This is a genomic window from Caballeronia udeis (genome assembly GCF_044909315.1).
Classification (GTDB): domain Bacteria; phylum Pseudomonadota; class Gammaproteobacteria; order Burkholderiales; family Burkholderiaceae; genus Caballeronia; species Caballeronia udeis_A.
Genome location: NZ_JBIYEB010000011.1, coordinates 144115 through 160543 on the forward strand (window position 1 = coordinate 144115; position 16429 = coordinate 160543).

At 57.7% G+C, this 16429-nt stretch carries 9 protein-coding genes and 3 pseudogenes; 9 read left to right on the plus strand and 3 right to left on the minus strand.

What is annotated here, in order from left to right; genetic code table 11:
• Positions 1-90 precede the first annotated feature (90 nt).
• Positions 91-264 (minus strand): annotated as a pseudogene (locus ABH944_RS19355) (MlrC C-terminal domain-containing protein); the annotation flags it as partial.
• Between the two features lie 115 nt (positions 265-379).
• Positions 380-592 (minus strand): annotated as a pseudogene (locus ABH944_RS19360) (MFS transporter); the annotation flags it as partial.
• 135 nt (positions 593-727) lie between these two features.
• On the opposite strand from ABH944_RS19360, the gene ABH944_RS19365 reads away from it, so the two are divergent.
• From ABH944_RS19365 to ABH944_RS19375, 3 genes are all read left to right on the plus strand, one after another.
• The gene (locus ABH944_RS19365) at positions 728-1645 is read left to right on the plus strand and encodes a LysR family transcriptional regulator (protein WP_404608332.1); all 918 of its coding nucleotides are present in this window, start codon (positions 728-730) and stop codon (positions 1643-1645) included.
• A 193-nt stretch (positions 1646-1838) separates the two neighbouring features.
• Positions 1839-2117: a response regulator gene (locus tag ABH944_RS19370; RefSeq protein ID WP_404608334.1), complete on the plus strand. Its 279-nt coding sequence runs from the start codon at positions 1839-1841 to the stop codon at positions 2115-2117.
• Positions 2118-2404: 287 nt separating this feature from the next.
• Positions 2405-3778 (plus strand): sigma-54 dependent transcriptional regulator, encoded by a 1374-nt coding sequence (locus ABH944_RS19375; RefSeq protein ID WP_404608336.1) that lies wholly within the window; start codon positions 2405-2407, stop codon positions 3776-3778.
• 59 nt (positions 3779-3837) lie between these two features.
• Here the strand turns inward: ABH944_RS19375 and ABH944_RS19380 are convergent, their stop codons facing one another.
• Complete coding sequence (locus ABH944_RS19380; RefSeq protein WP_404608338.1) at positions 3838-6276, minus strand: HAD-IC family P-type ATPase; 2439 nt, start codon at positions 6274-6276, stop codon at positions 3838-3840.
• A gap of 772 nt (positions 6277-7048) precedes the next feature.
• Here ABH944_RS19380 and ABH944_RS19385 point away from each other — a divergent pair.
• From ABH944_RS19385 to ABH944_RS19410, 6 genes and pseudogenes are all read left to right on the plus strand, one after another.
• Positions 7049-9070 carry a sigma-54-dependent Fis family transcriptional regulator gene (locus ABH944_RS19385; protein ID WP_404608339.1) on the plus strand — a complete coding sequence of 674 codons (2022 nt, stop codon included), beginning with the start codon at positions 7049-7051 and terminating at the stop codon, positions 9068-9070.
• A 767-nt stretch (positions 9071-9837) separates the two neighbouring features.
• A complete protein-coding gene (locus ABH944_RS19390; RefSeq protein WP_404608340.1) occupies positions 9838-11985 on the plus strand; it encodes a hydantoinase/oxoprolinase family protein in 2148 nt (715 codons plus the stop codon).
• An 11-nt stretch (positions 11986-11996) separates the two neighbouring features.
• Positions 11997-14322: pseudogene (locus ABH944_RS19395) on the plus strand (hydantoinase B/oxoprolinase family protein).
• A 52-nt stretch (positions 14323-14374) separates the two neighbouring features.
• Positions 14375-14881 (plus strand): acetone carboxylase subunit gamma, encoded by a 507-nt coding sequence (locus ABH944_RS19400; RefSeq protein ID WP_404608341.1) that lies wholly within the window; start codon positions 14375-14377, stop codon positions 14879-14881.
• A 184-nt stretch (positions 14882-15065) separates the two neighbouring features.
• Positions 15066-15560 carry a protein-export chaperone SecB gene (secB, locus tag ABH944_RS19405; RefSeq protein ID WP_404608343.1) on the plus strand — a complete coding sequence of 165 codons (495 nt, stop codon included), beginning with the start codon at positions 15066-15068 and terminating at the stop codon, positions 15558-15560.
• Between the two features lie 128 nt (positions 15561-15688).
• Positions 15689-16282: a TMEM165/GDT1 family protein gene (locus tag ABH944_RS19410; RefSeq protein WP_404608460.1), complete on the plus strand. Its 594-nt coding sequence runs from the start codon at positions 15689-15691 to the stop codon at positions 16280-16282.
• Positions 16283-16429: the final 147 nt, after the last annotated feature.

Sequence of the window (16429 nt, forward strand, 5' to 3'; positions counted from 1 at the left end):
GAATTCTCCACTCAGGTTGATTTCATTCATGAGTGCGCGAGCTTGAATCGCGCTGGTATGCACGCAAAGTTCGCGTGGCCGGGTGTGTCGTCATGCGGTGGCTGAGCGAATCTCGTCGAGGGAAGGCTCCTTCGGACGCACCCGGATGTGCGGATCAAGCCGCTGCCACGGCAGATCGGCCGGGTCCGCAGCCATCGGTCCGGGCGCCTTCGCGACGAGAATAGTCTCTGCGATAGCCTGAAAATCCGCACGAAAACCGGCTGATCCGCATGGCTTCGATAACGGCATCGTCCGGTGTCAGGAACGGCACTCCCCATGACGATTCCTCCGCGAGCATTCTCGCGTACAGCGTGTCGATCGCCTTCGTGAGCGCGTCACCGTAGCCCAGGAAGAAGATGCTCGCGCCGACGCCGTAAGCGGCATCGGAGAATCCGAGTTGGCTTTGCATCTGAAGTTTGGCAAACCCGACATTCACGCGGTCGAGATACGCGAACATGTAGCAGGCGACGAGAAACGGCAACAGCCGCCAGTTGAGCTTGCTGTAGAGAGACGAAACGGCATCTTCGGCTCTCAAGGTCTGAATCGCTGACATGTGCGTCTCCGTTTTCCCTGTGTTTGCCCGGCTCGTTGGGTAGGAGCATCGTGTCGTGGAACAGATCTGCTAGCAAGAGCAACTATGTTCACGTATCGTTGCTCTGTGAGCAACACAAGGAATCGGAGCCTTTCAATGCGCGAAATCAACCAGACACGGCTGCGCTATTTCCACGAAGTGCTGGTCCGCGGCACGATTCGGGGCGCCGCGGACAACCTCAACACGTCGCCGTCAGTCATCACGCGGCAGATCAAGCTGCTGGAAGACGAACTGGGCGCGATGCTCTTCGAGCGCGAGGCGCGCGGTGTCAGGCCGACCGAGGCGGCAGCGCATCTGCTGGAGTTCTGGCGCGGGTACCGGTCGCAACAGGAAAAGTTCGAAGACCAGTTGCATGCACTGAAAGGCCTTCAGCAAGGGCATATTCAGCTGGCCGTCAGCGAAGGTTATGTCGACACGCTGGTTGACGACGTGCTGGCGCCATTCTGTACGCAGTATCCGAAGCTGGACGTCGGCGTGGAGATGCTGCCCGTCGACGATGTATTGAATGAAGTCGCGGAAAGCCGCGCGCATATCGGGCTCGCGTACAACCCGCCGCCGCATCCGCGGATCGAATATCGCGCGAGTTCGGCACAACCCGTTGTGCTGCTCGTTCGCCGCGATCATCCGCTGGCGACACGCGGCGGCCCGGCGAATGTGGACGATCTGCTCGCCTGGCCGCTCGCACTGATGCCCGCGACGTTCGGCATCGGCCATGTCGTCAAGATGCTGGAATTCGCCGAGAACATCAAAATCAGCCCGGCAGTGACCACGAACTCACTGGCCGCGCTGAAGCGCTTTGTTTCAGCCGGGCATTTCGTGACGCTGATTGGCGAATTCGCCGCGTATCGCGAGATCGCGGCCGGTGACCTGTGTATTGTGCCGATCGCGCACCCTCTGTTTCAGGGCACGAAAGCGCGATTGCTCGTCAAGTCCGGGCGGCCGCTTGCGGCAGGCGCTCAGGAACTGCTCGAATGGATCCTGAGGCGGATGCCGATGTTCGGCAACGAAAGTTGAACTCGGCACTGGATCGACATACCGTCCGGGACTTCGCTGTATTGCGCGTCGATCCAGAAAATAGCGGACGCCCGCGCGCTGGCACGCCGCACGAAACGCCGGTTCCAGAATGACTGGCCAACACCATGGTCAGGACGGGTAGTGTGCCCCGCGTCAGCGATTCAATAATTTCCATGCCATCGCCACCCGCCACATGCGGCCCGTCCACGCTTCTCTGTGTAAACAATTCAAACCCGAGGTGGTCTTGCTCGATATCGGCCCGCCTGAAATGGATGGCTACGAGGTCGCACGTCGCATACGTTCCATGCCGGAGCGGCACGACACCTTGCTGATTGCCCATAGCGGGTACGGCGAGGAGGAGCATCTTCAGCGGGCCACCCAGGCGGGGTTCGACCACCCCCTGATCAAGCCGGCCGACCGCAGCCAGTTGAACGCCCTGGCCGCGTTGTGCCGCGAAAGACGCATTCGCTGACTAGCGGGCGCTTTTCGGCCATACCTGTGCCAAGGCTGTTCAAAGGAGCAACATTTACCTGCTCACTGATTGAAATGGCAGAGCACGGAGAATTTCCCTCAATTTCTACAATGCAACTCGGGTATCGATCAATATATTTGTTCTGACGGCAAACGTTTGCGTCTTGTTGCGGCTTTGGCGCGGCGACCATACTCTCTTCATGTACTTGATTACCCCAATACGCTTAGCTGTCGCACCGAACCGCCGTCGCGGATGCGCGTGAATTCTTGCGCAAAAAGGAATGAACGATGATTCGCGACGTCCGGAAGTTGTTTTACGTGTCCCGTAGCAATACGGTGCCTTCGCGCGCGCGGTTTGAAGCCGAACATTGGGATATCGAAATAGTCATGCCCCAGCTCGCCGAAAAAAGGATGCCTCGCTCGTCGCCTGCATCAGCGGGAGTCGTGGATTTTTCGACCTGCCAGTTGCCCGAGGATATCGGCTCTCTATCCGGTCTCCTGTCGCGCTCACAGATTGCCTGGGTCGCCATTGTCAGTCCCGGCCAGATTGAAGATGAGGCGGTGAGGCAACTCATCCGAGATTACTGCTTCGACTTCATCACGCTGCCCATCCAGAGTGACCGGATCGTCGGTGCCGTCCACCACGCTTATGGCATGGATTCCCTGCACGAAACGGGATCGTACGAGCCCGGTCCTGAACGCGACATGCTCGGCTCATGCGACGCCATGCTTGCACTCGTTATCTCTATCGGCAAGGTGGCAATGACCGATGCCCCGGTGTTCATTTCGGGCGAATCCGGTACAGGCAAGGAGCTGACCGCAGTGGCGATCCATGAGCGCTCTGCCCGACGCAATCAGCCGTTTATCGCGATCAACTGTGGTGCCATTCCAGCATATCTGTTGCAGTCCGAACTATTCGGCTACGAGCGGGGCGCTTTTACGGGCGCCGATCAACGCAAGATCGGCCGTGTGGAAGCCGCGAACGGGGGCACTCTGTTCCTCGATGAAATTGGCGACTTGCCGCTGGAAAGCCAGGCAAGCCTGCTGCGTTTTTTGCAGGAACACAAGATTGAACGCCTGGGCGGTACCGCTTCGACCCTGGTCGATGTGCGCATTATTTGCGCGACGCATATCGACATGGAGGCGGCAATGATCGATGGCCGGTTCCGGGCTGACCTGTATCACCGCCTGTGCGTGTTGCGGATCGATGAACCGCCGCTGCGTGAGCGCGGACCCGACATCGAGCTGCTCGCGAAACATATGTTCAACCGCTTCAAGAACGACGCGGCCGGACGTGTCCGCGGCTTTGCTCCCGATGCGATCGTGGCAATCTACAACTACGGCTGGCCCGGTAACGTTCGGGAGCTCATCAACCGCGTGCGGCGCGCGATCGTGATGTCGGATGCGCGGCAGATCAGTGCGTCTGATCTCGAGCTTGGCCAGTACGCGGAGATCGCGTCGATGTCACTGGCGCAGGCACGCGAAGTGGGCGAGCGCAGGGCCATAGAACTCGCGCTGTTACGCAACCGGGGCCGTCTCGCCGACGCCGCGCAGCAGCTCGGGATCTCCCGGGTCACGCTGTATAGGCTATTGAGCCTGTACGGCATGCGAGTGCCGCCGGCCGGCTCGCGAGACGCCGTCACGGACCTCCTGGCGGGCTAGTGGCGAGTGTATTGAAGTGGTGGGGTAGTGGGACGGAGCGACAATGGACCTGTCCGGGTTCAGGTAACGGCCAGGCGGCGAAAGAGCACAAGCTTTGCGCTATCCAGAACCAGGGCCAGCACGACAACGGCGCCCAGGATGCCTGCGATGAGTTGCAGCGGCAACGCAGTCATAAGCAGTCCGCTGGACGCAAGCACCGTAATGATCGCCACGTCTGCGATCGAGGACACGACCAGCCATCGTCCGGGCGCAGAGCTCCACATACGCTGCCGTTCTCGCGCAACGTAAAACACGGTCTGTCCGCTGAACACCAACGTGACGACGGCGACGGTCCGCAGGCTGTTTGTATCGAGACCGAGCACGAACTTGCCGGTCGCGAGGATTCCTATGCAGAAGAGCAGATCGATCATGCCCATTGCAATGCCCGCCAGCGTCAGGTTGCGTATATGCCAGATGTTCGGTCGCGGCGAGGGCCGCACATTATCCGTGGATGACGACATGGCGAGAAAGTCTCCCGTCACCATCATGAGCACCATGAGTGCGGGCGTCAGTATCGCGTGACCGGTCATGAGCAGGCCGGCCGCGAGAAACAGAACCTGGACGATCTTGTGGATGATCGAGCGCAACGTATAGGTCAGGATGCGCTGGAAGGTGATGCGGCCTTCCTCGACCAGGGCGACGATGCCGCCCAGGCCCGCTTCGGTCAGCACAACGCCTGCGGCCGACTTCGCCACGTCGGTGGCGCTCAACACCGCAATTCCCATTTGCGCCTGCCGGAGCGCCGGCGCGTCGTTCGCTCCGTCGCCGCACATCCCGACAATATGGCCGTGCTTCTGCAGCACCTTGACGAGCTGGTATTTGTCCTCGGGCAGGACACCTGCGTAGATCGAATAGGACTGTGCGTCGATGTCCGCGGGCAAGGGCGTGGCGGCCCAGGTTCTCCCGGTAATGCCGACCAGGGCCGCGACGGTTTCGGCGGTCTTGCGAGCGTCGCCCGTTACCATGACTGTTCTTACACCGAGCCCGGCGAGCTGAGTGATCAACGCCGCAGAGTCCTCGCGGGGCGGGTCGCTGAGCCCGATCACACCCGCCATGACGAGGGCGCCGGGTGGGCCTGAGGCCACGGCCAACACCCTCAATCCCTTCGCCTCGAGTTTCTCCGCTTCCGATGCAGCGGCCGCACAGGGCGGTGTCAACGAAGAGACCGTCTCAAAGGCCCCCTTTACAACGTGCACCGGCGCGCCGTTCGCTGCGCGCAGCGTGGCCTCGGAGCGCTTCAAGGCCGGATCGAACGGCACGAACTTGACCAACGCGGGCGGGTCCGGGATCGGCTTGCCGGAGGAGGCGCCGCGAATGGCCGCGTCGACAGCATCCTGGCCGCCGTCCGAACTCGCGAGCGCAGCCAGCGCCAGCAGGTGAGCTTCGTTGAAGGGAGGCATCGGGCTGACCGACATGACCGCAAGTTCGTTGCGCGTCAGGGTACCGGTTTTATCGGAGCAGAGAACGTCGATACCGGCTGCTTCGTCGACTGCCGAAAGACGCGTCGACAGAACGCCCTGGCTAGCGAGAGACCGGGCGCCCACGGCCGCGGCCAAGGTGAACATCGAAGGCAGCGCCACTGGAATTGAAGACAGGATCGCAACCAGAAGCAGAGGCACCATCTCACCGATCGGCATGGAGACCGAGAACGAATACACACCAAGCAGAACGGTCACGGCGCCGTTGAACAGCACAAGATTACGCACGACTCGCAATACGGTTTTCTGTTGCGAGCTCTCCGCCGCGGCGGTGCGAACGAGTTCCGCTGTCCGTCCGAACTTGGTGCGCTCGCCCGTTGCGACCACCTTGGCCAGGGCTTCGCCACGTCGCACGAGTGCGCCCGCGAACGCGTGAGCACCCGCGCCCGATTCGGTTGCCACCGACTCGCCGGTCAGCATCGACTGGTCCAGCAGCACGGAACCGTCGATCAAATCGACATCGGCCGGGACGACCGTCCCAAGGGAGAGCTTGACGATATCGTTCGTCACCAGGCCGGCAGCGGGCAGAGTCTGCCATTTGCCGTCGCGACGGACGGCGGCCAGCAACGCAAGACGCGACCGGAGCGCATCAACCGTCGCCTGAGCCTGGCTCTCCTGGAAGAGACCGAGCCCCGCGTTGAAGAGCAAGAGCAGCAGGACGATGCTGGCTCCGACGTAGTCTTTCAGCGCCAGCTGCAGAATAATGGCGACTTCAAGCATCCAGGGCACAGGCGCCCATAATTTCCTGGCAGCCATCCAAAGAGGACGCTGGCGAACATCTGCAATCGCATTCGCGCCTTCGGTCTTTAGACGGCGCCCGGCCTCATCGGTCGTGAGACCAGGCAGCGCTGCGGTGGCTGAATGGTCCTGGCGATCGGCTGGCGGGACCGGGCGGTGGTTGTCGACCAGCGCGCTCGAGTCATGTCCCGCTGAAGGACCGGAATTGTCGCCGGCTTGCGATTTGGTCGACGATGGAATCATTAGAGGCTCCATGGGTCCGCAGAGCGACTGCGTACCCTGCAGGTTAGGACGTTGGCAAGCGAACCGACGCTCGATCCGGCAAGAATGCGACGTGGTCGAAGCGGGATTTCGTGCGCGAACGAGCACTTCAGATCAAGGGCAAGCGCTTCATGCCGCACCGTCGCAATTGCGCCAGACACAGCATCAACATCGCGATAGCGATGAAAAGCTGCAGTCAAGAAAGTCATTGATCAAGTTTTTGAATGCTCTATCTGGTTGCTCGTGCCAAGGTCACGCCAGGAACTGCAAGCTCAAGCTTGCCGATGCCAGCGATCCTTCGATGGTATCTGCGAATATCGATTGATAGAAGGTTCGGAAACTACTCAGGCGTGGAGATTGCACCGGCAATCTCGCGAAGGCTTTGCGAAGTTCCGTTGGCCCCGAAACCTCTGGCAAGAGACTGCGTCAAGCGCTGATGTCGCGGAAGACCGTTCGTCTGCGGCCGCACGTTGGACCGGCCTCATACTGCGTTGAACGGCCACCTGCTCGCCAATAAACGGACAGAGAAAATGCGCCGCGCTTGACGATCTCTCAAAAGGGCTCGTCTTATAGATCTGCGGTAACTCTGGAGATTTCCCCAACGGGTCGCCATCGCCAGATTCCAGCGCAAATCAAAAGTGTATAGTCCGAAGACCAGGTAAACATGTTGCCGGTAGGAGCCCGCCCTAGAAGCGGCGCCCAATAAGTGGTTAGGCCCTGTGGGCATAAGGCGAAGAGCCAGTAGGAGACGACAATGTTTGCCAAAGAGCAATATCAGCGGTTATCCAATCCCCAAAATAATCTCAAGATCATGGCCGCCTGGGAGGGGTTTCTAAGCGGGAATGCGCCACAGGCCAATGCGTTGCGTTGCATGATCGATGATTCCTGGCGGCGCTGTCTGGACGTGCAAGTGGATCCCGCACGCCAGCAGGCATTGCCTCCGGTCAATGAGGCAACGCTTAATTCCCTGCAGCACAAACATCGCGAATTGTTGACCGCCGGCAAACAGATCATGGCGATGGCCAGGGATTTCCTGGCGGAAACCGAGACGATCATGATTCTGAGCGACCCCAACGGAATGATCTTGGGTGTCGAAGGCGATCCTCGTGCGTTGGGAGCCGCAGAGGACATTCACCTTATTGCGGGAAGCAGCTGGAGCGAGCTGATCTGCGGCACCAATGCAATCGGCACGGCCTTGTCAATTGGCCTACCGGTACAGATCCACGCAGCCGAGCATTTTTGCGCGGGAATCAAACAGTGGACGTGTTCGGCGACTGTCATCCGCGATCCGTATGACGGCAAGATCGTCGGTGCAATCGATGTCTCGGGCCTGGGCAAGACGTTTAGCCCTCATAGCCTCGCCTTGGCCGTTACTACCGCTAGCCGGATCGAAAGCCAACTGGCGAAACGGGAGATGGGCATCCGATATCAATTGCTGGAACGGAGCATGGCAAAAATGTTCAGTGCGACGGACGGCGTGATCATTTGCGATCGTCGCGGATATCCCATCAAGGCAAACGAACGGGCGGCTGCGGTACTGCTCGCGCGTGGCATTGAATGTGACCTTAAGATTACCGCCCGGATCCCGAGCCTGAGCGTGGGCACGTTCGCCGACGCCATGAGCGCCTTGGCTCCTGAATGGCTCTGCGAGGATTGGCTTGAGCCGATTGTCGACGAGGGGGACCGGATCGGGACGTTATTGACGATCCCCGGACCGCGGCAGGCCGGCGGCTCTTCAAACGTTGCCAGGAAGGAACGAATAGAGAAAGCTGCGACAGGCGCGGAAGTAATGGGTTTCGCGGGTATCGTGGGCGGCAGTCACACACTCGCCCAGGCGGTGCAAAAGGCGAAGCTGCTTGCCAAAACACCTGTACCGGTCCTGCTCCTCGGCGAGACAGGGGTGGGCAAGGAAAACTTCGCGCAAGGAATCCATCGAGCCGGACAGCCAATTGAACGTCCGTTCGTGGTGCTCAATTGCGGCGGGTTGTCCAAGGATCTGCTGGCAAGCGAGCTCTTCGGCCATTGCGAGGGCGCCTTCACCGGCGCACGTCGCGGTGGCATGGTTGGCAAGGTCGAGGCGGCGAACGGCGGCACGCTGTTTCTCGATGAGATCGGCGAAATGCCACTGGAGTTGCAGCCGCACTTCTTGCGAGTTCTGGAGGCGGGGGAGATTTATCGAATCGGTGAAACTACACCGCGAAAGATCTCCTTCAAGCTGATCGCTGCTACCAACAGGGATCTCCGGCACGAGGTTGTCGAGGGGCGATTTCGCATGGATCTCTTTTATCGGGTATCGGTGACCAGCATCCGTATCCCTCCGCTGCGAGAGCGTAGAGAAGATATCGGGCCACTGGTAGCGCATTTTCTCCGTAAGTTTTCCGATCAGTACGCTGCTGACGCGAAGCAGATTTCGCCGGAAGTCATTGCTACGCTGGAAAGCCACGCGTGGCCGGGAAACGTACGCGAGTTGCGCAACGTGGTCGAAAGCATGCTCTTGACGAGTAGCGCGGATTCGCTTGGCATGGATGATCTGCCACCTGAAATTGAACGACTGCCGGTTCACGGTAACGGGCAAACGGAAGCGAACTGTCACGCAGCCATCGGAAAGCTGGAAGGCGTGGAACGGGCGTTCATCCGCGACACGCTCGAAGCGGACCGAGGCAACCTTACCCTGGTGGCCAAGCATCTCGGGATTGCGAAGAGCACGCTGTACGTCAAGCTCAAGAAATACGGTCTGAATCAGGTTCTCGATGGTGTCAGAGGTTTAGCTGACTAGGCCTTTCAATGATGGCGCAACGTTGGGAACGCCGGGCCCATAGTGCCGTCGCCATCTTCGCGTCATTGCGCGTTTCAATCACGTCTGCTGCCCGTTCACCTGGTAGCGATGTTCGAAGTCGATACCAAAAGTTGATTGCAGTCTTGTCCCGTCCAGACTGTCGTACAGTCCATGTGGATTGCTTTGGCATGCGGGTTCTTACCTACGCAAGAATGATTCATCATGTCGCCGCCGAGAGGCGTGTGATTCTCGGTCGCATTCGGGATGACCGTCCGAAAAGCGAACGGTGTCGTGAGTTGCCGCCTTATGGCGATCGATCGAATTATCCAGTTTCTTGCGGGGGCAGGCGACATGGCTAACACCGCTGCGAGGACGCTATCGACAGGCTTATATGTCGGTTTCGATGTGCCAACCCAAGTATCAGAATCGCCTCCGGCAAGTACAATCAAACACGCCTGTGGCAGTTGGGACGGGACGCCGGGCGATTTGAACGTACCTCATGCATCGCGCCGGTCGAGCTGAAGATGCGTGATGTACGGCTGGCCATTTGACTCTTCTTATCACCAAAAAATCGAGTCATGTTCAATGATCTATTTGATTCGTATAACGTACTAATTTAACGCTAAACATAAAATTGGCATGCTCCTTGCACTATCCGGTGTGCGGTCACTCTTGTTATTTTCGCTACAAGATGCGCGGCTACCCACTGTCGAGTTGACGGCAGGTGACTGCATTTGAGAAACCAGTTATTCATCGAGGAGACAAACATGCAAGTTCAACAGTCACGAGTACAGGTGATGGGCATCGATGCCGGCGGCACGATGACTGACACCTTCTTCGTCAGGGAGGATGGGTCATTCGTCGTTGGCAAAGCACAGAGTAATCCGGGGGATGAGTCGCAAGCAATCTACGAGTCGTCTGTCGATGCCCTCGCCGAATGGCAGCGTAATGTCGATGATGTTTTTCCGGAGCTTTTGACCTGCGTCTATTCAGGTACTGCCATGCTGAACCGGGTGGTGCAGCGCAAGGGGCTCGACGTGGGTTTGATGTGCAATCGCGGCTTCGAGGATATTCATTCGATGGGGCGTGCAGTTCAGAGCTACCTTGGATATGCGCTCGAAGAACGCATCCATTTGAACTGTCATCGCTACGACGAACCATTGGTACCGCTTTCCCGCACACGCGGAGTCACCGAGCGTACCGACGTCCAGGGGCAGGTCGTGATTCCGCTGCGCGAAGAGGAAGTTCGGGTGGCGACTCGTGAGTTGGTGGCGCGTGGTTCAAAAGCGATCGTTATCAGCCTGTTGCAATCGCACAAGAACGAAAAGAGCGAGCAACGTGCACGCGATATCTGCCGCGAAGAACTGAAGAAGATTGGCGCGGATATCCCGGTGTTCGCTACCGTCGACTACTATCCGTCGCGCAAGGAAAGTCACCGCACTAACACGACCATTCTTGAAGCCTACGCAGCCGAGCCTTCACGCGAAACGCTGAAAAAGGTGAGCGACCGCTTCAAGAAGCATGGCGCGAAGTTCGATCTCCGCGTGATGGCCACCCATGGCGGCACCATCGGCTGGAAAGCCAAGGAGCTTGCCCGTACTATTGTTTCCGGTCCCATCGGCGGCGTGATCGGCTCAAAGTTCCTGGGCGAGAAACTGGGGTACGAGAATATCGCGTGCAGCGATATCGGCGGCACCAGCTTCGACATGGCGATCATCACCAAGGGCAACTTTGCGATCCAGTCCGACCCGGACATGGCGCGGCTGGTACTTTCGTTGCCATTGGTCGCAATGGATTCGGTCGGTGCCGGTGCAGGCAGTTTTATCCGCATTGATCCGTACAGCAAAGCGATAAAACTTGGTCCGGACAGCGCGGGTTATCGCGTTGGCATGTGCTGGGCGGACAGCGGCCTGGACACAGTGTCGGTTTCGGATTGCCACGTCGTGCTGGGTTACCTCAACCCTGACAATTTCCTCGGCGGTGCGATCAAGCTCGACGTCAATCGTGCCCGCAAGTATCTGAAGGAGCAAATTGCCGATCCGCTTAACTTGACGGTCGAAGATGCCGCCGCCGGGGTGATCGAACTGCTGGACTTGAACTTGCGCGAATACATGCGCTCCGTCATCAGCGCCAAGGGGTACAACCCGGCTGACTTCGTTTGCTTTTCGTATGGAGGCGCGGGTCCCGTTCATACCTACGGGTATACGGAGGGTCTCGGTTTCAAGGACGTGGTTGTGCCCGCATGGGCTGCCGGCTTCTCCGCCTTCGGCTGTGCCTGCGCGGAATACGAATATCGGTACGACAAGAGCGTCGACATTGGCGTTGGTCCGAAAGCCACGGACGCAGAGAAGGTCCAGGCATGCGCGACGCTGACCGAAGCATGGGCGGAGTTGAGCGAAAAGGTCATCGAAGAATTCATCATCAACGGCTTCAAGCCGGAAGATGTGTTGCTGCGTCCGGGCTATCGCATGCAATTCATGGGGCAATTGAATGATCTCGAGATCAATTCACCCGTAACCAATGCATCCACGCTGGCGGATTGGGAGAGGATGGCGCATGCCTTCGACGAGACATATGCACGCGTATATGCCAGTTCAGCGAGTTCGCCCGAGTTGGGTTTTGGCGTGACCGGCGCAATCATGCGCGGCAGTGTGGTGTCGTCCAAGCCGGAACTTCCTGAAGAACCGGATGCAGGTCCCGTCCCGCCGAAGGAAGCGCATATCGGTAGCCGTCCTTTCTATCGCCATAAGAAATGGCAGGATGCACAAATATGGTCAATGGAAGCGCTGAAGGCGGGCAACCGGGTGGTGGGTCCGGCAATTGTGGAGTCGCCTTCGACCACCTTCATCGTGCCTTTTGGATTCGAAACCTACTGTGACACGCATCGCTTATTCCATCTCAAAGAAGTCAAGTAAGGAGACTGATCATGACGGAAATGTCCAGAAGAGAAATGGGTTTGGCCGATCTGCTCGGCAATGGAAAGACCCTCAAGGAGCATCGCGACGAGGTTCTCGAACGCACGAAGACAACTGGCTTTTATAACGGTCTCGAAAAGCTCGAATTCAAGGAAGCCGATCCGATTACCTACGAAAAGCTATTTTCGAGGATTCGTGGGGGCTTGGTGCATGCCCGCGAGACTGCGAAGAAAATTGCTGCCTCTCCTATCGTCGAACAAGAAGGCGAATTGTGCTTCACGCTGTATAACGCAGCAGGAGACTGCATACTGACGTCCACGGGGATCATCATCCACGTGGGCACCATGGGTGCGGCGATCAAGTACATGATTGAAAATGCCTGGGAGATCAATCCAGGCATCAACCCCGGCGATATGTTCACCAACAACGATTGCTCGATCGGCAATGTGCACCCCTGCGATATTGCGACGATCGTGCCAATCTTTTGGGAAGGGAATCTGATCGGCTGGGTAGGGGGGGGTAACCCACGTCATCGATCTCGGTGCAATGACACCAGGTTCCATGTCGACAGGCCAGGTCTCGCGTTTCGGCGATGGCCTGCAGGTGACATGCCGCAAGACCGGCATTAACGACACCCCCCTGCGCGACTGGCTCCACGAAAGCCAGCGCAATGTACGTACGACCAAATACTGGATCCTGGACGAATGTACCCGCATTGCCGGTTGCCATATGATTCGTGCGCTCGTGGAGGAAGTCCTTGCAGCAGAAGGGATCGAGAACTACACGAAATTTGCGCACGAGATCATTGAAGAAGGGCGCCGCGGCCTGCAGGCTCGGATCAAGGCGATGACCGTTCCAGGTGTGTACCGCAGGGTCGCGTTTGTCGACATTCCTTATGATCATGAGGACATGAGCCTTGCTTCAGAGTTTGGCAAGATGAATAGCATCATGCATGCACCGTGTGAAATGACGATTCGCCCGGACGCGACCTGGAGACTCAATTTCGAGGGGGCCAGTCGATGGGGATGGCACAGCTTCAATGCCAACCAGGTGGCCTTCACAAGCGGCATCTGGGTCATGCTGACACAGACTCTGGTTCCGACTGCGCGTATCAACGACGGTGCCTACTACGCGACCGAATTCAAACTGCCGAAGGGCACGTGGATGAATCCGGACGACCGTCGTACTGCGCATGCATACGCATGGCACTTTCTGGTTTCGGGATGGAGCGGTATCTGGCGCGGCATGAGCCAATCCTACTTCGCGCGTGGCTATCTCGAGGAAGTCAACGCTGGGAATGCCAACACCTCCAATTGGCTACAGGGTGGAGGGATCAATCAGGATGGCGAAGCGCATGCAGTGAACAGTTTTGAACCTGCCGCATGCGGGACCGGCGCATGCGCGATCAAGGATGGCCTGAACCACGCCGCTGCCGTGTGGAATCCTGAGGGCGACATGGGTGACATCGAAATTTGGGAAATGGCGGAGCCGTTGCTGTATCTGGGCCGCAACGTCAAGACCAACTCTGGTGGCTACGGCAAGTTCCGTGGCGGCTGTGGTTTCGAGACCTTGCGCATGGTATGGAAAGCGCAAGACTGGAGCATGTATTTCATGGGCAATGGCTACATGAACAGCGACTGGGGCTTGATGGGTGGTTACCCCTCGGCGACCGGCTATCGTTTCGAAGCCCATAAAACCGATCTCCAGAACCGTATCCGCGAGGGCTTGTCGCTGCCACTGGGCGCCGATCGTAATCCGGAGAATACGGAGTACGAGCGTCACATCAGTGCCACCGCTCGTGTAAAGCGTGATCAGCAATGTACAACGACTGAAGCAATTTTCGAAAACCATGACCTGTATTTGAACTACATGCGAGGTGGTCCAGGCTTTGGTGATCCGTTGGATCGTGATTGTGCTGCGCTGGAACACGATCTCAACAATCGTTTCGTGTTGCCCGAGTTCGCTGAAAAGGTCTACGGCGTGGTGATCGCGCAAGACAGCAATCAGGTATGGGAAGTCGACGTTGAAAAGACAGCTGTCCGCCGCAAGCAGGTCAGAAAGGAACGTATTGCAAGAGCCGTTCCGACACGCGAGTGGATGAAGGAAGAGCGCGCGCGCATCCTGACCAAACATGCGTCGATTCAGGTGCGTCATATGTTCGCAACCAGCTTTGACCTTAGCGTCAAGTTCAAGAACGAGTTCAAGGCGTTCTGGGACCTGCCGGACGCGTGGGATCTGCCGGAGTCTGAGTTAGGCGTTCCTTCATTCGGTTCCAAATATCGGATGGACCTGTCGAAGCTGCCGGATGTCCGCACCGTCACGCTGGTCGAGGAGTGATTTGATGCCGGGGCGTGGCCCCGGTCGACGCAAAAATTATCGGAGATATCAAATGTCTGTTTATACGCAAGAGCAAGTGAACTATCTGGTGGAGGGCAAGCTGGACTGGGAGACCACCATGCGGATGCTTTCCATGCCCAAGGACGACGACCGTTTCCGCATGTATTTGAATGCGCTTCAGTCCAAGGTGCCATGGGATGACAAGATTATTCTGCCGATCAGCTTGCATCTTTATGTCGCCCAAAATAAGGCGACCAAGAATTGGGTCACCAAATGCAGCTGCGGTCACGAGTTTGGTGACTATCGCAAGAACTGGAAACTGGAAGCCCTGGTCTACGTTCGTGACACGCCCGAAGCAATGCACGAGGTATATCCGACACTCATGGCGCCGGATACGAACTGGCAGGTATACCGCGAATATTATTGCCCTGAGTGCGGAACCATGCATGACGTCGAGGCGCCCACTCCCTGGTATCCGGTGATTCACGAATTCGAACCGGATATTGAAGCGTTCTACAACGATTGGGTCCACCTGCCATTGCCCGAAAAAACCAACTGAGTCACGCGAGGGGCTGGAACCTTCCCCAGCTCCTTGCAATCAGGACACGCAACTGGTTTGCGTCGATGTGATCGGAGCTGGCTTCTTAAACTCAAGCCTCGCATGCGCATCTATGCGAAAACGCCACGCATACCATTTCACTAAACGGCTTTCCGTTTATCTCCAACTCTGATGAGAGGACGCCATGTCTGACCAGAACTTGCAGCCCCTATTTCAGATACAACGTGTGTATCTCAAGGGCTTGTCGCTTGAGCAACCGAACTCGCCCGCAATTTTTCTTGAACAAGCATCCCCGGATATTGAAGTTGCTGTTTCCACGATTGCCGAGAAACACGACGAACATATCTATGAGAGCATGGTCACCATCACGATCACGGCGAAGATCGACGGCAAGGTGGCCTTTCTCATTGAAGCAAAACAAGCCGGGATTTTTGAAGTGCGGAATATACCTTCCACGCAGCTTGATTCTCTTCTCGGTGTTGGCTGCCCCAACATCGTGTATCCGTACCTTCGCGCGAATATCGCGGACGTCATTACCCGCGCGGGTTTTCCGCCGGTGCACTTGTCCGGGATAAATTTCGAGGTCTTTTATCGGCAGAACCAGAGGCCGACAGGAGAGCAGCAGGCGCGAAACGATACCGACGTTGCAATGCGGGATCGCGTGGCCGTAGTGCATTGAGGTCTGCATTGACGAAGCAAAGTGCAATCGAGCATTTGCATGGAAGAAATTCCCGCTCTTCCATAGATCCCACGCCGCGCTGGAACGCGTGTCGGCATGTTCTTAACGGTGAGGCCCAGCCACAATAAATCATGCAAACCTTCCTCGTTTCAACCAGTGTGGTGGGCCTTGCCGAAATCGGGGATAAGACGCAACTCTTGTCCTTGGTGCTCGCCGCGCGATATCGCAAGCCAGTTCCCATTGTTCTGGGAGCCTTCGTTGCGACGCTCGCCAATCACGCGGGTTCCGGGGCACTGGGAGTCTTGCTGGCAAGGGTATTGTCACCGTCCATCCTGACGTGGGCGGTTGTTGCTTCGTTTGTGATGATGGCGGGTTGGATCCTCGTTCCCGACAAACTGAGTGACGCGGACGTGGTGTCGACCAAGCTTCCGTTGGGCATTTTCGGTACAACGGCGCTTACGTTCTTTCTTGCTGAAATGGGCGATAAGACCCAGATCGTCACGATCGCACTGGCGGCGCGCTTTCACGAATTTTATTGGGTTGTCGCAGGAACAACACTGGGCATGATGCTGGCAAACGTCCCTGTTATTTACCTCGGTCACACGTTAGCCAACCGTATGCCGACCAGAGCCGTTCATATTCTCGCCTCTACCTTGTTTGTCGTGCTTGGCGGACTTGCTTTGAGAGCGGCACTCTACCCGGTGGAGTACCCGATGTTCTAACCGAAGCTTGGTGAGTCGTCGGAAGGAGCGTGAGCGACAACCCGCGCTCCTGCGTAAAACGTTCAATAACGGCGTCGCTTTCACATGATGTGCGAAGCACGCACCGAACTTATTGCAACGGAGTCGGACAGTTTCGTCCCTACGTGA